The organism is Pseudomonas trivialis (assembly GCF_001439805.1).
Classification (GTDB): Bacteria; Pseudomonadota; Gammaproteobacteria; order Pseudomonadales; family Pseudomonadaceae; genus Aquipseudomonas; species Aquipseudomonas trivialis.
Window position 1 is genome coordinate 97,142 of sequence record NZ_JYLK01000005.1, and the last position, 18,012, is coordinate 115,153.

The window sequence follows — 18,012 nt, forward strand, 5'->3', positions numbered from 1 at the left end:
ACTGACGCGGGGGAGTCACGCGCCCAGGGTCCTGGGCACGAGGGGATCGGATCAAGCAGGGCTTACTTTTTCTTTTTCGCTGCAGTCGGTGCCGGGCAATCCGCTTCCACGAACTTGACCGACGCCACAGGGCGGTTGGTCTTGTTCTCGGTAATTTCGTAGCGCATGACCGCGCCCTTGGCCATCAGTTCGCGGTAACCCGGGTTCAGGCACACGCTCTGACCCAGCTGGAAATACACCGCCTTGGGGTTGGCGCGCATCTGTTCGGCGCGGTCAGGCAGAACGCTGAGGTGATCGATCAGTTGCATGCCTTCAACGGTGTAGGCCACTTCCAGGGTTTTTTCGTCGATTTCCCGGGGCAGGTCCTTGTTGCTTTCGGCCGCGACGCTTTGCAGCTTCCTGTTCATTTGGGCCTCCAGCAGCGAGGCCGCCTGGGCGCCAACAGGCAGCACCAGCGCGAGGGCGATGGACGGGGCAGCAAGGCGCAGCATGGAACGCAGCATGGAACTCTCCTGATTCGGTTACTGGTGCATAGACCTGCCACAGGGCTGTGCGTTCAGTGGCGCGAGATTATAGGTGAGCCCTGGCCGCTACAGCCAGGCGTATCGCTGGTAAACTGCGGCCACTTTTGCCTTCCACGAGTTTTTCCCGTGTCGATTGACCCGATTTTGCGGCGCACCCGATGAGCCACGCCGTTTTCCGCCTGCGCACCGAGCGCCTGGCGCGAGCCGTGCGCCCTTTCCTCAACCGTGGTTCGCGCGCCGAACGTTGCCCCAATTGCCGTGTGATTCCCGAGTATTGCCTGTGCGCCTGGCGACCAGAGGTCCACGCCCGGTCAGCCATGTGCCTGTTGATGCACGATGTTGAACCAATGAAACCCAGCAACACCGGCTGGTTGATCGCAGATGTCATTCACGACACCACAGCGTTCGCCTGGTCGCGCACCGAGGTTGATCCGGGCTTGCTCACCGTGTTGGCCGACCCGCAGTGGCAACCCTACATCGTGTTTCCCGGTGAGTTCGTGACGCCTGAGCGTGTGGTCAGCGAAGTTCGCGTGGAGGAGGGCAAGCGCCCGTTGTTCATTCTGCTGGACGGCACCTGGAGCGAGGCGCGCAAGATGTTTCGCAAGAGCCCCTACCTGGAACATCTGCCGGTGCTGAGCCTGGCGCCGGAACAGCTGTCGCGCTACAAGCTGCGGCGCTCCAGGCGTGATGATCATTTCTGCACGGCCGAAGTTGCAGCCCTGTGCCTGGAACTGGCCGACGACCTGGCCGCCAGCGAAGTGCTCGACGCCTACCTCGACGTGTTCAGCACCCATTACCTGGCCGCCAAATTCCAGTTGCCACTGGACCCGACCGACAACGTCCACACGCGCCTTGCGCCCTTTGTCCCGACGGCAAAGCCATGATGGCAAGGTAACGCTACATCCCGCTAAAATGCCCACGGCGTAGTGCTTGACCCTCCAGGCAGCGCTGAGCAAGCCGGGCGCCGATCAGGGGCCCCATAAAAACAGGATCATTTAATCAATGGCCACATACGAAATCCTGATAGCCGATGACCATCCGCTGTTTCGCAGTGCGCTGCATCAGGCCGTCACTCTGGGCCTGGGGGCGGATGTTCGCCTGGTCGAAGTGGCCAGCATTGCCGAACTGGAAGCGCGCCTCACCGAAAAATCCGACTGGGACCTGGTGCTGCTCGACCTGAACATGCCGGGCGCCTATGGCTTTTCCGGGCTGGTGCTGCTGCGTGGCCAGTATCCGCAGATCCCGGTGGTGATGGTCTCGGCCCAGGAAGACGCCGATGTAGTGGTGCGCTCCAAGGAGTTTGGCGCCAGCGGCTTCATCCCCAAGTCCAGTGCGATGGAAGACATTCAGCAGGCGGTGCGCACGGTATTGGACGGTGATGTGTCGTGGCCGCCGCAGGCGTTTGAAGAAATCAACGTGTCCGATGAAGCCAAGGCTGCCCGCGATGGCCTGGCGAGCCTGACGCCCCAGCAGTTCCGCGTATTGACCATGGTCTGCGAAGGCCTGCTGAACAAGCAGATTGCCTACGAGCTGAGCGTGTCGGAAGCGACCATCAAGGCCCACGTCACGGCGATCTTTCGCAAGCTTGGGGTGCGTACGCGAACCCAGGCGGCGTTGCTCTTGCAACAACTTGAGTCAATTTCGCAGCATTAAGCTGTTACCGCTTCACGCTTTTTTGACTTTGCGTGATCTAGCTTCCCCACTCCTTTGGTTCAGTTGCCTACATCTATGTCGCCTTTCAAGGGTCAAACCGGTATCAAACGTATCTTCAACGCTGGGGGGTATTCTCTGGATGGCCTGCGCGCAGCCTTCACCGGCGAGGCGGCCTTTCGTCAGTTGGTGCTGCTCAACGTCGTGCTGGTGCCGTTGAGCTTTTTTCTGAATGTCAGCCGTGTCGAGCGGGCGCTGATGATCGCGGTGTGCCTGTTGGCCTTGATCGTCGAGCTGCTCAACTCGGCGGTGGAAGCGGCCATTGACCGCATCTCCCTGGACCTGCACCCGCTGTCGAAGAACGCCAAGGACATGGGCAGCGCCGCGCAGTTTGTGGCGCTGACCATGATCGCGCTGGTGTGGGCCGTGATCCTCGTCTGATCCTCAGGCAATGCTCGGCAGCACGATCTCGTCGCTGCGCTGGACGCCTGCGGTGAAGGCGCGGCACAGCTCCAGAAACTCGCGCATCGCCGAGGTCTGGTATTTCTGTTTATGCCAGATGAAGTAGAACTGCCGGGCCAGGTCCAGGTCCGGTGTTTCCACCGGCACCAGGCTGCCGCGGCGAAACGCGTCGCGCAGCGCCAGGCGCGAGATGCAGCCAATACCCAGGCCCGACTCCACCGCGCGTTTGATCGCTTCGGTGTGTTCCAGCTCCAGACGAATATTCAGGGTGCTGCGGTGATGGCGCATGGCTTGGTCGAAGGTCAGCCGCGTGCCCGAGCCTTGTTCGCGCAGAATCCACGCTTCACGGGTCAACTCGTCCAGACTCGCCGTGCCGCGTTTAGCCAGGTGATGTTGCGGTGCGCAAAACACTACCAGCTCGTCCTCCACCCAGGTTTGCACTTCGATATCCGGGTGACTGCAGTCGCCTTCGATCAGCCCCAGGTCAATTTCGTAGTGCGCCACCTGATGCACGATGTTGGCCGTATTCTGCACATGCAGCTTCACCTGACTCTCCGGGTGCTGCTGCATGAAGCTGCCGATCAGCAGGGTAGCCAAGTAATTGCCGATGGTCAGGGTCGCGCCGACTGCCAGGGAGCCGAAGCCGGACTTGCCGTTGAGCAGGTCTTCGATCTCCTTGGCCTGGTCCAGCAGCGCCACTGCCTGGGGCAACAGTTGATGGCCGAGGGCGTTGAGGCTCAGGCGTTTGCCGGCGCGGTCGAACAATTGGCAGCTGGATTGACGCTCCAGCTCAGTGATCGAGGTGCTGGCGGCAGATTGCGATAAGGCCAGAAGGCCAGCAGCGCGCGAAACGCTTTCCTGCCGGGCGACGGCGACGAAAACTTGCAGTTGACGGAGAGTAAATCGCATATCGATATAACCGATAACCCTTATCTTAATAATCCAGTTAACAGATATTGTCGCCGCCATTAGAATGCTGTGCAATTGCGCATCCACACCTTTGGCGCAGACCCATTTCCAGGAGTCCCCCGTACATGAGCAACATGAACCACGAGCGTGTCCTCAGTGTTCATCACTGGAACGACACTCTGTTCAGCTTCAAGTGCACCCGCGATCCGGGCCTGCGCTTCGAGAACGGTCAGTTCGTGATGATCGGCCTGCAACAGCCCAACGGCCGCCCGCTCATGCGCGCTTACTCCATTGCCAGCCCGAACTGGGAAGAGCATCTGGAGTTCTTCAGCATCAAGGTGCCGGATGGCCCGCTGACTTCCCAGTTGCAGCACTTGAAGGAAGGCGACGAGATCATCATCAGCAAAAAACCGACAGGCACCCTGGTGCTTGACGACCTGAAGCCGGGCAAACATCTGTATCTGCTCAGCACTGGTACTGGCCTGGCGCCCTTCATGAGCGTGATTCAGGACCCGGAAACCTACGAGCGTTTCGAAAAAGTGATCCTGTGCCACGGCGTGCGTTACGTCAACGAAGTCGCCTACCGCGAATTCATCACCGAGCACCTGCCGCAGAACGAGTTCTTCGGCGAGGCCCTGCGTGACAAGTTGATCTACTACCCCACGGTGACCCGCGAGCCGTTCGAAAACGAAGGCCGCCTGACCGACCTGATGCGCAGTGGCAAGCTGTTCACCGACATCAGCCTGCCGCCGATCAACCCTGAGGACGACCGCGCCATGCTGTGCGGCAGCCCGAGCATGTTGGACGAAACCAGCGAAGTGCTGAACAGCTTCGGCCTGAAGGTCTCGCCGCGCATGCGTGAGCCGGGTGATTACCTGATCGAACGCGCCTTCGTCGAAAAGTAATAGCGAGCCAGTCACAACACAGATCCAAAAAAATGTGGGAGGGGGCTTGCTCCCGATGACGGTGGATCAGTCACCCGAAACAGTGACTGACACTCCGCTATCGGGAGCAAGCCCCCTCCCACATCTGGTTTGCGTGCTATTGAGCTGGGAGCACTTCCAGCACGCAAATCATCCCGGGCTCAGGATAATGCCAGCGCACATCCACATCCCAGAACTGCGCCCCATATTCGCGCTCTGACGTTGGCACCTGATACGCCGGCCTCGGGTCTTGCGCCAGACACTGCTCGATCAGTTCCACCAGCGGCTCGTCCAGACGCTGGGCGTGCCCTTGTGCCTGCTGCAACGCAGTCTTGAGCCACTGCACGCCGATCAATTGTGGCGCAGCACTGGCGACGTCGTTGGTGGCGGTGTCGATGATGTCGGCATACGGCACGTACGGTTTGATATCCAGCACCGGCGTGCCGTCGAGCAGATCGATCCCGGAAATCCACAGCCGGCCCGCTTCCACGTTGTCCAGCTTCACCACCGACTGGCCGATGCCATTGGGCCGGTGGGTGGCGCGTGTGGCGAACACGCCCATCGACGTGTTGCCGCCCAGGCGCGGCGGGCGCACTTTGAGGCGCGGCTTGTCTTCCAGCGCTTGATGGAACAGAAACAGCAGCCACACATGGCTCACCTGCTCCAGGCCCTGCACCGCCTCACCCTTGTCGAACGGCGCCACCAGTTCCAGCACGCCCCGTGCCGCAGGCGCCAATTGCGGTTGGCGCGGAATGGCGAACTTCTCCTTGAAGCAGGAGCGCACGAAGCCGACAGGCGAGACGTTGTAGCTCATGGCTTACGCACGAACCCGCAGCGTCAGGCCCTTGAGGAAGTTACGCAGCAACTGATCGCCGCACGGGCGGTAGTTGGTGTGGCCGAACTTGCGAAACAGTGCGCTCAGCTCCGGCTTGGACACCGGAAACTCGGCGGCCTTGAGGATGGCGTGCATGTCGTCTTCCTTCAGTTCGAAGGCCACGCGCAGCTTCTTGAGGATAATGTTATTGGTCACCGGCGTTTCGATCGGCTGCGGCGGACGGCTTTCGTCCTTGCCACGCTTGAAGATCACCAGACCATCGAGGAAGTGCGCCATGACTTCGTCCGGGCAGAACACAAAGCCTTCTTCCTCATCCTTCTTGAGGTAGGTCAGTAGGTCTTCCTTGGTCACGTCCATGCCGCCGATCTTGATGATCTCGACCATCTTGTTGTCGCTGATGTCGAGCATGTAGCGCACGCTGCGCAGTACGTCGTTGTGAATCATGGTGGGCAATCCTGGTATTCAACTGAGGACACCGCCCAATCAGGCGGTGTCGAGAAAAGGGGAGTGGCGTTTAGAACTTCTCTTTGCCGGACAGATAGCGCCATTGGCCCACCGGCACCTTGCCGATGGACACGCCGCCGATACGGATGCGGCGAATGGCGACAACCTTCAGGCCAACGGCTTCGCAGAACAGTGCGATCACGCCCGGTTGCGGATTTTTCATCGCAAAACGCAGGCGGTTTTCGTTCTGCCAGCTGGCCTTGACTGGCGGCAATTCCTTGCCCTTGTATGTTAGGCCGTGGTTCAGGCGGTTAAGGCCGTGGGCAACCATGTCGCCTTCGACCTCCACCACATATTCCTGTTCGATCTTGGCGGCATCGGCGGTCAGCTTGCGCAGGATCTTCCAGTCCTGGGTGAACACCAGCAGGCCACTGGCCTTGGCTTGCAGGTCAGCACTGGCGGTCAGGCGCAGGAAATGGCCCTTGAGCGGGCGCTTGCTGAAACGGTGCTCTTCGGACAGCGTCTCGGCGCTGATCGAGGCCATCGCCGTCTCGGCATCCACGCCGGCCGGGGCGTGCAGCAGAATGGTCACCGGCTCCGGCACGGTGGCCTTGGCCTGCGGGTCCAGTTCGACCTTTTGCGTGGTGACCTTGAACTGCGGCTCGTCGATCACTTCACCGTCCACCGAGACCCATCCGCCTTCGATAAACAGCTCAGCCTCCCGACGGGAGCAACCGACCAGTTCAATAAGGCGTTTGGAGAGGCGTATGGGGTCAGTCATGACAAGGGCCGTAACAAAATGGGGCGCCTATTGTACCTGCCTGGCGCCGGTTAATCCCGGCCCCATTTCAGCGCGAATGAAAATGTGGGGGCGGGCTTGCCATGGGGGGCTGACGCAAACGCAGATGCAGTAACGGATAGGGCTGGCCCAGGCCGTCATGGGCTGTGCGTCCGACCACTTCAAAACCCTGCTTGAGGTAAAACCCCAGTGCCTCGGGGTTTTGCTCATTCACATCAAGCGCCTCGGCATTCAAATGCTCGATTGCATAGCGCAGCAATTGACGGCCCAGGCCCAGGCCTCGGTGCAGCGGGTCGATAAACAGCATTTCGACCTTGCCCGCCGCCACCCCGGCAAAGCCGGTGATGCGCTGGCGCGTGTCCTTGGTGCACACCAGCATCACCGCATCGAGGTAGCGGGTGAGCACCAGGTTTTTCAGTAGCACAATGTAACTGTCCGGCAGGAAATCGTGAGTAGCCCGCACCGAGTCTTCCCAGATGCGCGTCAACTCTGCGTAGTCGCCGGTGTTGGGTGTATGGATGACCGAATGCTCGCGCATGTCCGCTGCTCCTTGCCTCGCTCTGCTCTGATGGGCAAAACAATAGACCCAAAAAAGCCCCGCCTCTCGTCCAGAGGCGGGGCTTTTGTATTTCTTTACAGCGTTAGTCGCGCTTTTCGGCCCACAGGTCGTATTCGTCGGCATCGGTCACGGTGCACCAGACCTTGTCGCCCGGCTTCAGGCCGCTGGCGTCGTCGATAAACACGTTACCGTCGATTTCCGGTGCATCGAAGAAGCAGCGGCCAACGGCGCCTTGCTCGTCGACTTCGTCGATCAGCACTTCGATTTCCTTGCCGATGTGCAATTGCAGGCGCGCCGAGCTGATCGCCTGCTGGTGCGCCATGAAACGCTCCCAACGGTCCTGCTTGACGTCGTCCGGCACCACGGCCAGGTCCAGCAGATTGGCCGGAGCGCCTTCCACCGGGGAATACTGGAAGCAGCCGACGCGATCCAACTGTGCTTCAGTCAGCCAGTCCAGCAGGTACTGGAAGTCTTCTTCGGTTTCGCCGGGGAAGCCAACGATGAAGGTCGACCGGATGATCAGTTCCGGGCAGATCTCGCGCCAGTTTTTGATGCGCGCCAGGGTCTTGTCTTCGAACGCCGGGCGTTTCATCGCCTTGAGCACCTTGGGGCTCGCGTGCTGGAACGGGATGTCCAGGTACGGCAGGATCTTGCCGGCGGCCATCAACGGGATCAGCTCGTCCACGTGCGGGTACGGGTAGACGTAGTGCAGGCGCACCCACACACCCAGGCTGCCGAGGGCTTCGCAGAGTTCGGTCATGCGGGTTTTCACCGGCGCGCCGTTCCAGAAACCGGTGCGGTATTTCACGTCGACGCCGTAGGCGCTGGTGTCCTGGGAAATCACCAACAGCTCTTTGACCCCGGATTTGACCAGGCGCTGGGCCTCGTCGAGGACATCGCCCACCGGACGGCTGACCAGCTTGCCGCGCATCGACGGAATGATGCAGAAGCTGCAGCTGTGGTTGCAGCCTTCGGAGATCTTCAGGTACGCATAGTGACGCGGCGTCAGCTTGATGCCCTGGGGCGGCACCAGGTCGATCAGCGGGTTGTGGTCCTGACGCGGCGGCACCACCTTGTGCACGGCGTTGACCACCTGCTCGTACTGCTGCGGACCGGTGACGGCCAGAACGCTGGGGTGCACGTTGCGGATATTGCCTTCTTCCACACCCATGCAGCCGGTCACGATGACCTTGCCGTTTTCCTTGATGGCCTCGCCGATCACTTCCAGCGACTCCGCCTTGGCCGAATCGATGAAACCGCAGGTGTTGACCACCACCACGTCAGCGTCCTGATAGGTGGACACCACGTCGTAGCCTTCCATGCGCAGTTGGGTCAGGATGCGTTCGGAGTCGACCAGAGCCTTCGGGCAACCCAGGGAAACAAAGCCAACCTTGGGGTTGGCTTTTGCGATGGTGGTGGACATGTCTAACCTCGGTATTGAATGACGCCGCCGGTCGGGCACGACAAGGCGGTTGCCGGGCACTGGGTGTGCCTCTGATCAAAAAGTGCGCAATTCTAGCGATGGGCGGCGCGCTTGACCAGCTTTATGCGGGGAAATGCGACGAGTGCTGCGGCTCTGGCTGCCAGCAGGCGATGTAGTGTGGTGAGTCGGCGGCGATCCTGGCCTACCCGCTGCCATCGCATCTGCGCCACGCCCATCTGCCCGTAGTCTTGAGTCGGAACCTGTCAGCATGCCGGGCTGCGCTTCTTCATTCCGAATCAGCCCAACGCTTGCGTCGACGCGCCGTTCTTTAAAGCCTAGCTGCCCGTTATCAAGCGATGGATAGTCTGGTCCGGTTTTATCTGGCAGCAGCAGGGTGACGGGAAGTGTTCGTGAGCAGTCGAGCTGCGAGCTTCTTTGGCATTCGCGCGCCGCTGCAGCTGCCGTGGAACTATTCGACGACTACCAGGGCAACCAGAGCGCAATGATTGTCGCCCTTCCCGGATTGCGACCAGGCGCAACGCTCAACTACGGCGAGCGCATCACCAGTGTGGCGCTCATCGACAACCAGATGGCCATCCGATGGACTATGCAATCCGCCGCAGCGTAGAACGGCAATTCCCCGAACTCACCGGCGGTTACCACCTGCCGCGCTTTGCCCGTGTTGTTGCCGTGACCGACGCCCCGGCCGACGCCGGCATCTGTGACGACTTCCGGCCTCGCTATGCGGTGGATATTGAGGTCATGGGGCCGGACGGCGAGCCAGATCCCAAGCTGCCGATCCTGGCCGGCGTACCGCTGCCCCTGCCCACCGGCGGCGAGGAAATGGGCATTTATGCATTCCCGGAGGAGGGCACCCAAGTAGTGGTGTGCTTTGCCTATGGCCTGCCGAACAAGCCTTATATCCAAACCATTCTGCCCCACGGACTGAGCATGCCCAGCGTGCCGAAGGGTGACCAAGTGTGGCAGCACAGCGAGGCCTGTCAGCAGCGTGTCGACGCGGACGGCAACTGGCTGCGCCAAACGGACAGCAAGATTCGCGACAAGGCGATCGAGCGGGAAGTAGAGGCGATGGGGAACACTGAGCGTTTCCAGAATCACATCAGGACGGTGGATGACCATTCAAAGGAGTCAGTGGGTGGAATCAAAACTATCGAGGCTTTGGGCGCGCTCAAGCTGCTTTCGGGCGGATCTGCAAGCTTGGCGGCGGTGGACGACCTGCACCAGGCGACCGGACGGGACTTGAACCTAGTGGTGGGGCAGAAGTGCAATGTCACTGTGGGTGGCGATATGGAGGAAAGGATCGAGGGGCTTCGCAGGAGCGTGGCAGCGGGCAGTCAGCGACTGGTAGCGCCCAAGACCTGGTTGGGATCCGAAAACTTGAACGTGTTGAAGGTACTATGTGATCTGCTGGAATTGGTAGAACGGATGAACATGCAAATTGCTGCGCATGTTCATGGTCCAAGCCCAACACCCAGTAACTCCGCAGAATTCACTAATGCAGGAGTAACTGCACACGCTTTAGCAAAGAATACAATTGCTATCACAGCATGAGATAAAGAAAGTGCTTTTATTTATTCCTCCGCCTGCCAGGCCATTCTGAGAGAAAATTTTCGCCGTATTTCTGAAACCAGTAATTTCTATACGGCAATACAACGATTCGCAATGTTAACCACCATAACATTGCAGATGCTTCGCTATTAAGGTGTGAGCTGGGTATATACCCATGTGAAACTTGATTTCTGAGATCTCCGTAGACTTTATCAGTTAGTATGGTTTTTAAGTGAAATAGTGTATCTCCAAACTCGTCGACTAATTTTGGATACTCTAATAGGACCTTGAGGCCATCTCTTTCTTGGTCACCATCACCATGGATGCGTGTGGACTCTTCATCTAACTGCTCTAGCACATATCGCAATGAATTTTCAATTTGCGGAATAAGTAAATGGCTTGACAGCAAGAAGTCGCCGTGAAAACCTGCCGTAAGACCTCGTGAATAAAACTCTTTATGATCAGAAGGGATAAATGGGTTATTTACAATAAATGGCGACAACACTTCTTTGTCAAAATAAAAAGTGTTCACGATCGCTTCAGTTGCGGGCAATACATATGCTCGCGCTGTTAGTGCGTGATCGTTCCTTAGAAGTGTTGCCAGGTGGTTTTCAATGGCAGCGTCGTTTCCGTTTTCGTTGAAGTCAGCACCCGGCGTTTTAGCTACAATCATCCCCTCAGAATCTATATGATCTGCACCTAGGTCTGCAAAAATGGAGTTCATAACTGTCTTTTTTACCACGCCTCGTAGATCGTCGATTTTAGAGGGGGTGGTGACTACTAATGCGAGCCGAAATATACAGTCAAAAACATCTGTTCCTATGACAATTTTTTCTGCTGTTTTTACCTGTTCAGACATATCTCCGGAGGAGATTTCAAAATCGCCCATATGATGCTTTAGTTCGCGTTGATGCTCACGTAGTTTTTTATAAAGCTCGGCTTGTTTTGGTCTTGAGTTAGGCGTTTTTCGTATGGTTTCAATCGCCGACATTAAGCAGCCTACGCTAACTGCACTATCATGGTAATCAGCTTCAGTCTCATGGCAGCGTGAAATTTTTCTTATTGCAGAATACTCACTTTCTTTGTCTTTCATGCTTGATGCACATGTTTGGCATACTTCTAAAAAAAGTACTGAGCGCCTAAAGGCTTTTTTGTCAAAAAGCTCATCCGCCATTCTTTCGGCTAATGAATAAAGATACTGATCATCCTTTATAACGAATTCGCAAGCAAGTCTAATTAGCTGGGCAGGGTAGTCTATAAGTTTTTCGTCGGTTAATAATAGGGCTACATATTCAGTCGCCAAATTATATTGGCTGCCTTGTGAGCGCCGGAGCATATGGCCGAGCCGTAATGCCCGTTCTATTCTTGATACCGCTTTAAATCTATTATCTAAAATAAGCATTTTTGCGGAGTCGATATATGACACTACTGCCAGATGTGCTTGCTCTAGACCTCCTGCCTTCCTACACCAAACCAAGTCGCTTAACCGTGCTCTCATGTCGGCATTATTTATTTTTTTGGTTATGGCTGCCATACAAAATAAAGAATTTTCATTGAAGTCTTTAATGCTGGATGAATGAGTTTCTGCATACTGGAAGTAAGGCTTGAAAGGTACTCTAGCATCTGAAGGATCCAGCATCATAGATGATATGTGATGAAGTAGTTCTGCAGCGTTTTTAGGCTCTATGTTGTCAGTCGCCATATAGAGTTCGGTGCAATCAAGTGAGTTTTCTATGCTCGGTAGATTGATTATGGAAAGCATTTCTATTGAAGATACTTTGAGATTGCCAATTTCCATTTGCGTCCTCATTTCTGCAACTGAGCTATGAATGTGAATAACTTAAAAAGTCGATTATTAAAAATATCATTAAAATAAAAAAACTCCAGAAAAAGCACTTATCCCCCTCCCGCCGACGGGCTTCGTGTCGTTTTTTTGTGCAAACGAGAGGGGGGGCAATCAGGGTTACCGACTAGGCCTGCTGCGGGCTCTAGGGGGCGTTACGCGGTTTCACTGTGTGTGAGGCTGTGCGACAAAATGCAATGGCTTCACACTGCGTCAGATTAAATAGGTGAATCGGACGGATAGCTGTGACGCCCGGAATACGGGGGCAATCTTTAAAAAAAGTCCATAGTGGAGGCGTTTTGTGATTTTGAATGGCTCTGCCGGTAGCACATTTTTTGTTTTCCTCATCGGACATTTTTCGACCTTGAAGCCTTGCTCTGCGGGGCTTAAAGCTGAATAGCCGCTTTTCGTAGCTTTGTAATGCCGAATTGGCACTGTAGGTACTATCAAGAACCGCATATGCACTCCAAAAGCACGCGCCACTTCCGAGTAAGGCTGCAATGAAAATACACCGTCCTTATGGCCTCGCGCCCACTACGTTAGAAGCAGACATTCTCAAGCTCCGAGCTTTCGAAATGGTCCTGATCCTTTTTTACATGGAAGACTTGAAGTCGTTCATTGTCGAAAGCATTGAAACCACTCGTAAGATCAACGGCACCGCTACGTCCTTGCCCAAAATTAAGATGGATGCAGCAAGGAAGCTCCTCGTTGCAGAAGGATGCATATCCCAAGCAGAGAGCGACGAGATTCTCAGGCTAGTGGACTACCGAAACACCATCGGACACCAGATTCACGCCCTAACCTGCGACATTGGCGCTTATTCGGAGCTTGGCGATTTTGACCCTAAAACCTATGAGTCCGTGCGTAAGTACGATTACTCAGCTGCCAAAGGCGCTGGTCAGCTTCGCAAAAAGGTAAGCGAAGGAATGGCTGAAAAATTTTGCTTGCGTGCGAATTTCAATGGCCTGAGGTTCGAGGCAGCAGAGCGCATTTACGTGAAAGAGATTCAGCGTCTGACAATAAAGGTTAATCAGCAAATCCGACAGCTTAACGAAACCCTCAAGATGACAGCTGCCGTCATACGCGAAATTCCGAAGTCCGTCATGGATCGTGCCCAGCCTGGTCACCCAAGAAATATTAAAAATAATGGGACGCTCAGCAAGCTCGGTACGATCTGTGTCTTTCAGCTATTTGACGCCAATGCGACACCCCTTGCCGTTGCGTACCTAATGAGGATTTCAGTGCGGTCCGCAAATAATTGGCATAAGAAATGGGGCAGGGCTAACGCAGCAGACGCTGGTGTGAGTCAGAAGCTCGACTCGCCTAGGGCCAAGAAAGATTGAAACCTTGATCTTTTGAGCCGCCGTGCGGGCTCTCTCAAGGCTGTATATTTTGAGAATCGTTAGGACAACCCAGGGAAACAAAGCCAACCTTGGGGTTGGCTTTTGCGATGGTGGTGGACATGTCTAACCTCGGTATTGAATGACGCCGCCGGTCGGGCACGACAAGGCGGTTGCCGGGCACTGGGTGTGCCTCTGATCAAAAAGTGCGCAATTCTAGCGATGGGCGGCGCGCTTGACCAGCTTTACGCGGGGAAATGCGACGAGTGCTGCGTGGGTATTTTGTAGCCGCTTGCCATGTTCTCAAGCGTGGGCGTCCTGTTCTGAGCGATGCGCGACAACTCTGGACATGCCCACACCTAGCGCCTGTAGTACTTTCAGGAGAGTGGAGAGCTTTGGATCGCCGCCCGCTGCTATTGATCTGTAAAGATTTGCTCTGTTGAGTCCCGTGTTCTGAGACAAGTGGAGCATGCCGCCGCGCGCTTCCGCGACACGCCGGACGGCGACGAGGAAGGCGTCCTCACCACCCGCTTCATCAATTTTTTCAAGCGCGACGCAGAGGTATTCGAGCGCAAATGCTTCGTCGTTTCGGAGCATTTCAAGGACGCTGTCTTCATGAGAGCGAGTACCAGTATTCATTGTTGCTGCACCTTGTAGGATTTCCAGAGAGTCTTGGCCTGATCAATGTCGTTCTGCTGTCTGACCTTTGATCCACCGCCCAGCAGCAAAATAATTCTTCGATCCTGAATTGCGTAATACACGCGAAAGCCGGGGCCGAAGTCGAGTTTCATCTCAAACACCCCACCACCAACCGGCTCGGTCATTCCGAAGTGGCCAAGGGCTGCTCGGTCCAATCGGGTGGTGATTCTTGCTTTTGATCGCTTGTCTTGCACGGTGTCCAGCCAAGCTTGATAGATATCCACACCGTTGGCAGACAGTACATGCTTCACTTCGTACATAATAAATGTACTTTAAAAGAGACATTTCGATGATTGAGTTTCTATATCGACTGAGCGTGTTATGCCGAGCCTCAATTGAAATAATCAGGTAATCCGGTCGAGAGTTCCGGTTCCGCCGCCCAGGCACGACTGCTGAGTGGGGCGAAAATATACGGTCGGCAGTAGGTATGATCAATGAAGGCAAAAAGGCTCTAATACGACTTGATCAGCGAAATGCGACGAGTGCTGCGCTATGCTTCGCGCCTCTGCTCACGGGCCAGTCCCGTGAGTCAATAAAACGTCTGTTACGAGAAGTTAAACGGCGCATGCTAGGGTCCGCTCAGGTGCGTTGTTTATAAATGGCCGCAGGTCAAAGGGCAGGAGTGGTTGATGGGTCAGGCAAGTAGTCAGGCGGCGGGTGCCGAGCATTCAAACGCCAAGCCGATAGGCATGCTGGTGGCGGCGGTCGGGGTGGTTTACGGCGATATCGGGACCAGCCCGCTCTATACCCTCAAAGAAGTATTCACCGGCGGTTATGGGGTGCAGGTCAACCATGACGGCGTGTTGGGGATCCTGGCGCTGATTTTCTGGTCGCTGATCTGGGTCGTGTCGATCAAATACATGCTGTTCGTGCTGCGCGCCGACAACCAGGGCGAGGGCGGCATCATGGCCCTGACCGCACTGGCGCGACGCGCGGCGGGGGAGCGCAGGAAGCTGCGCAGTTTCCTCGTGGTGTGCGGCCTGTGCGGCGCGGCGCTGTTCTATGGCGACAGCATGATCACCCCGGCGATCTCGGTGCTGTCGGCCGTGGAAGGCCTGGAGCTGGCCTTTGATGGCGTGGATAAGTGGGTGGTGCCCATCGCGCTGGTGGTGCTGGTGGCGCTGTTCCTGATCCAGAAGCACGGCACCGACCGCATCGGCAAGCTGTTCGGGCCGGTGATGGTCACCTGGTTTCTGGTGCTCGGCGGCCTTGGCGTGTACGGCATCACCCTGCACCCCGAAGTGCTCAGCGCATTGAACCCGATGTGGGCCGTGCGTTTCTTCGAGGCCCACCCCGGCATCGGCGTGGCGATTCTGGGCGCGGTGGTGCTGGCGTTGACCGGTGCCGAAGCGCTGTACGCCGACATGGGCCACTTCGGGCGCAAGCCCATCGCCCGCGCCTGGTTCATCCTGGTGCTGCCGGCGCTGGTGCTCAATTATTTCGGCCAGGGCGCCATGCTGCTGGGCGATCCTGAAGCCGCGCGCAACCCGTTCTATCTGCTGGCGCCAAGCTGGGCGCTGATCCCGCTGGTGGGGCTGTCCACCCTGGCCACGGTGATTGCATCCCAGGCGGTGATTTCCGGGGCGTTCTCGTTGACGCGCCAGGCGATCCAGCTGGGTTACATCCCGCGCATGCACATCCAGCACACCTCCAGTGCCGAGCAGGGCCAGATCTACATCGGCGCGGTGAACTGGTCGCTGATGGTCGGTGTGATCCTGCTGGTGCTGGGCTTCGAGTCCTCCAACGCACTGGCCTCGGCCTACGGCGTGGCCGTGACCGGCACCATGCTGATGACCACCATCCTGGTGTCGGCCGTGATGCTGCTGCTGTGGAAATGGCCGCCGATCCTGGCCGTGCCGGTGTTGCTCTGCTGCCTGTTGGTGGACGGGCTGTACTTTGCCGCCAATGTGCCGAAGATCATCCAGGGCGGCGCCTTCCCGGTGCTGGCGGGGATCGTGCTGTTCGTGTTGATGACGACGTGGAAGCGCGGCAAGCAGCTGCTGGTGGAACGCCTCGACGAGGGCGGCCTGCCGCTGCCGATCTTTATCAACAGCATCCGTGTGCAACCGCCTCACCGCGTGCAGGGCACGGCGGTGTTCCTTACCGCGCGGCCCGACGCAACGCCCCATGCGCTGCTGCACAACCTGCTGCACAACCAGGTGCTGCATGAGCAGGTGGTGCTGCTGACGGTGGTCTACGAAGACATTCCACGCGTACCCGCCTCCCGGCGCTTCGAGGTGGATGCCTACGGCGAAGGCTTCTTCCGGGTGATCCTGCACTTTGGTTTTACCGACGAGCCGGATGTGCCCCAGGCGCTGAAGTTGTGCCATCTGGAAGAGCTGGATTTCAGCCCGATGCGCACCACGTATTTCCTCAGCCGCGAAACCGTGATCGCCTCGCGCATCAAGGGCATGGCACGTTGGCGCGAAGCGCTGTTCGCCTTCATGTTGAAGAACGCCAACGGCAATCTGCGCTTCTTCAAGCTTCCGGTAAACCGGGTGATCGAGCTGGGCACTCAGGTCGAAATGTAGACCGCTGTACCTCCGGGAGCCGGCAATCGGCTCCCGTCTTTCCTTCTGAACCCTGTGTGATCGACGGTTGTCGACTAGGCTCAAGGCACCGTTGATGTGCCCACAGATCCCGAAAGAGGTGCGCCATGAGTCAACTGCTCGAACCCTATACCCTGCGCCAATTGACCCTGCTCAATCGCATCGTGGTCTCGCCGATGTGCCAGTACTCCAGTGTCGATGGCCTGGCCAACGACTGGCATCTGGTCCACCTCGGCAGCCGTGCGGTGGGCGGCGCCGGGCTGATCTTTACCGAGTCCACCGCAGTGACCGCCGAGGGCCGTATCACTGCCCAGGACTTGGGGTTGTGGAACGATGCACAGATCGAGCCGCTGCAACGCATCACCCGGTTCATCGCGGCCCAGGGCGCGGTGGCCGGCATCCAGCTGGGCCATGCCGGACGCAAGGCCAGCACCCACCGTCCGTGGATTGGCAAGCATGGCAGCGTCAAACCGGAAGACGGCGGCTGGGTGCCGGTGGGGCCCTCGCCGATCGCATTCGACCCTCAGCACACCCAGCCCACGCCGCTGGACGAAGGACAGATCCAGCAAGTGATCGCCGACTTCGTGGCAGCCGCCCGGCGCGCATTGACGGCAGGTTTCGAGGTGGTGGAAATCCACGCCGCCCACGGCTACCTGCTGCACCAATTCCTTTCGCCCATCAGCAACCAGCGCCGGGATCAGTACGGCGGTTCTTTCGAAAACCGCATCCGCCTGGTGCTCGAAGTGACCCGCGCGGTACGTGAAATCTGGCCTCAAGAGTTGCCGCTGTTTGTGCGTGTGTCGGCTACCGACTGGGTTGAAGACGGCTGGAACCCCGATGAAACCGTGGAGCTGGCGCGTCGCCTGAAGGCGCTGGGCGTCGACCTGATCGACGTCTCCTCCGGTGGCACCGCCGCCAACGCCGAAATCCCCACCGGCCCTGGCTACCAGACGCGTTTTGCCGAGCGTGTGCGCAAGGAATCCGGGATTGCCACGGGCACGGTTGGCATGATCACCGAGCCGGCCCAGGCCGAGCATATCCTGCGCACCTGCCAGGCGGACCTGATCTTCCTTGCCCGTGAACTGCTGCGCGACCCGTACTGGCCCCTGCATGCCGATGATGACCTGGGTGGGCGCAAGGCGACCTGGCCGGCGCAGTATCAGCGCGCGACCCATCGCGACCAGCCGATCCATGAGTCTGACCTGCGCGATTGATCCCGCGCAGGCTGTACCGAAACCCACCCTGACCCGGTGGGTTTTTTGCGCCTGGATTGTGAGATGCGGCTGTAGGTATTTGTTACCGAAGTAATTTATTTAAGTGAATACTCTAAAAAAATCCCACACGTGACAAGATTGTTTCTACGCTTAGGGTAAGTCTGGTTTCTGGCCCAGGAAGTCAGTCGGTTTGCCCGCGAAGGTATTGCGCTTCATGGCAGGCAAAGAATGGGCACAAGGAGTATTTGATCGTTATCAGGAGAAACAGTC

Annotated in this window: 18 protein-coding genes and 1 pseudogene; 9 read left to right on the plus strand and 10 right to left on the minus strand. The window is 57.5% G+C overall.

Annotation, left to right across the window (positions count from 1 at the left end):
• Nucleotides 1-62: 62 nt before the first annotated feature.
• On the minus strand, nt 63-503 hold the full coding sequence (locus TU79_RS09325; protein ID WP_057007719.1) for a PA3611 family quorum-sensing-regulated virulence factor: 441 nt from the start codon (nt 501-503) through the stop codon (nt 63-65).
• A gap of 179 nt (nt 504-682) precedes the next feature.
• Between TU79_RS09325 and TU79_RS09330 the strand changes: the two genes are divergently transcribed.
• From TU79_RS09330 to TU79_RS09340, 3 genes are all read left to right on the plus strand, one after another.
• Nucleotides 683-1,408 carry a tRNA-uridine aminocarboxypropyltransferase gene (locus TU79_RS09330; protein WP_057007720.1) on the plus strand — a complete coding sequence of 242 codons (726 nt, stop codon included), beginning with the start codon at nt 683-685 and terminating at the stop codon, nt 1,406-1,408.
• A 118-nt stretch (nt 1,409-1,526) separates the two neighbouring features.
• The gene (gene erdR, locus TU79_RS09335) at nt 1,527-2,177 is read left to right on the plus strand and encodes a response regulator transcription factor ErdR (protein WP_057007721.1); all 651 of its coding nucleotides are present in this window, start codon (nt 1,527-1,529) and stop codon (nt 2,175-2,177) included.
• A 75-nt stretch (nt 2,178-2,252) separates the two neighbouring features.
• The gene (locus TU79_RS09340) at nt 2,253-2,615 is read left to right on the plus strand and encodes a diacylglycerol kinase (RefSeq protein WP_003231347.1); all 363 of its coding nucleotides are present in this window, start codon (nt 2,253-2,255) and stop codon (nt 2,613-2,615) included.
• 3 nt (nt 2,616-2,618) lie between these two features.
• Here the strand turns inward: TU79_RS09340 and TU79_RS09345 are convergent, their stop codons facing one another.
• Nucleotides 2,619-3,545 carry a LysR family transcriptional regulator gene (locus TU79_RS09345; RefSeq protein WP_057007722.1) on the minus strand — a complete coding sequence of 309 codons (927 nt, stop codon included), beginning with the start codon at nt 3,543-3,545 and terminating at the stop codon, nt 2,619-2,621.
• A 125-nt stretch (nt 3,546-3,670) separates the two neighbouring features.
• Between TU79_RS09345 and TU79_RS09350 the strand changes: the two genes are divergently transcribed.
• A complete protein-coding gene (locus tag TU79_RS09350; protein ID WP_057007723.1) occupies nt 3,671-4,450 on the plus strand; it encodes a ferredoxin--NADP reductase in 780 nt (259 codons plus the stop codon).
• 136 nt (nt 4,451-4,586) lie between these two features.
• Here TU79_RS09350 and tsaA read toward each other — a convergent pair whose 3' ends face one another.
• The 5 genes from tsaA to rimO form a co-directional block, all read right to left on the minus strand.
• Nucleotides 4,587-5,282: a tRNA (N6-threonylcarbamoyladenosine(37)-N6)-methyltransferase TrmO gene (gene tsaA / locus TU79_RS09355; RefSeq protein ID WP_057007724.1), complete on the minus strand. Its 696-nt coding sequence runs from the start codon at nt 5,280-5,282 to the stop codon at nt 4,587-4,589.
• 3 nt (nt 5,283-5,285) lie between these two features.
• Nucleotides 5,286-5,747, minus strand: a complete 462-nt coding sequence (locus TU79_RS09360) for a YehS family protein (protein ID WP_057007725.1) — start codon at nt 5,745-5,747, stop codon at nt 5,286-5,288.
• Between the two features lie 70 nt (nt 5,748-5,817).
• A complete protein-coding gene (locus TU79_RS09365) occupies nt 5,818-6,528 on the minus strand; it encodes an rRNA pseudouridine synthase (protein ID WP_057007726.1) in 711 nt (236 codons plus the stop codon).
• A gap of 67 nt (nt 6,529-6,595) precedes the next feature.
• Nucleotides 6,596-7,084 carry a GNAT family N-acetyltransferase gene (locus tag TU79_RS09370; protein WP_057007727.1) on the minus strand — a complete coding sequence of 163 codons (489 nt, stop codon included), beginning with the start codon at nt 7,082-7,084 and terminating at the stop codon, nt 6,596-6,598.
• Nucleotides 7,085-7,187: 103 nt separating this feature from the next.
• Nucleotides 7,188-8,528 (minus strand): 30S ribosomal protein S12 methylthiotransferase RimO, encoded by a 1,341-nt coding sequence (gene rimO, locus TU79_RS09375; RefSeq protein ID WP_057007728.1) that lies wholly within the window; start codon nt 8,526-8,528, stop codon nt 7,188-7,190.
• A gap of 176 nt (nt 8,529-8,704) precedes the next feature.
• Here rimO and TU79_RS26865 point away from each other — a divergent pair.
• Nucleotides 8,705-9,156 (plus strand): annotated as a pseudogene (locus TU79_RS26865) (hypothetical protein); the annotation flags it as partial.
• A complete protein-coding gene (locus tag TU79_RS09385; RefSeq protein WP_057007730.1) occupies nt 9,129-10,100 on the plus strand; it encodes a hypothetical protein in 972 nt (323 codons plus the stop codon). The pseudogene TU79_RS26865 and the gene TU79_RS09385, both read left to right, overlap by 28 nt.
• 16 nt (nt 10,101-10,116) lie before the next feature.
• On the opposite strand, the gene TU79_RS25165 is transcribed toward TU79_RS09385, so the two are convergent.
• Nucleotides 10,117-11,895, minus strand: a complete 1,779-nt coding sequence (locus TU79_RS25165; protein WP_162276078.1) for a DUF7380 domain-containing protein — start codon at nt 11,893-11,895, stop codon at nt 10,117-10,119.
• Between the two features lie 545 nt (nt 11,896-12,440).
• On the opposite strand from TU79_RS25165, the gene TU79_RS09390 reads away from it, so the two are divergent.
• Nucleotides 12,441-13,283 (plus strand): hypothetical protein, encoded by an 843-nt coding sequence (locus tag TU79_RS09390; RefSeq protein WP_057007731.1) that lies wholly within the window; start codon nt 12,441-12,443, stop codon nt 13,281-13,283.
• A gap of 300 nt (nt 13,284-13,583) precedes the next feature.
• On the opposite strand, the gene TU79_RS09395 is transcribed toward TU79_RS09390, so the two are convergent.
• Both TU79_RS09395 and TU79_RS09400 read right to left on the minus strand, forming a co-directional pair.
• Nucleotides 13,584-13,919, minus strand: a complete 336-nt coding sequence (locus TU79_RS09395; RefSeq protein WP_057007732.1) for an addiction module antidote protein — start codon at nt 13,917-13,919, stop codon at nt 13,584-13,586.
• The gene (locus TU79_RS09400) at nt 13,916-14,239 is read right to left on the minus strand and encodes a type II toxin-antitoxin system RelE/ParE family toxin (RefSeq protein WP_057007733.1); all 324 of its coding nucleotides are present in this window, start codon (nt 14,237-14,239) and stop codon (nt 13,916-13,918) included. The genes TU79_RS09395 and TU79_RS09400 overlap by 4 nt, the downstream gene beginning before the upstream one ends.
• A gap of 369 nt (nt 14,240-14,608) precedes the next feature.
• Between TU79_RS09400 and TU79_RS09405 the strand changes: the two genes are divergently transcribed.
• The gene (locus tag TU79_RS09405; RefSeq protein ID WP_057007734.1) at nt 14,609-16,510 is read left to right on the plus strand and encodes a potassium transporter Kup; all 1,902 of its coding nucleotides are present in this window, start codon (nt 14,609-14,611) and stop codon (nt 16,508-16,510) included.
• Nucleotides 16,511-16,635: 125 nt separating this feature from the next.
• Nucleotides 16,636-17,742, plus strand: coding sequence for an NADH:flavin oxidoreductase/NADH oxidase (locus TU79_RS09410; protein WP_057007735.1), 1,107 nt, complete (start codon nt 16,636-16,638; stop codon nt 17,740-17,742).
• Nucleotides 17,743-18,012: the final 270 nt, after the last annotated feature.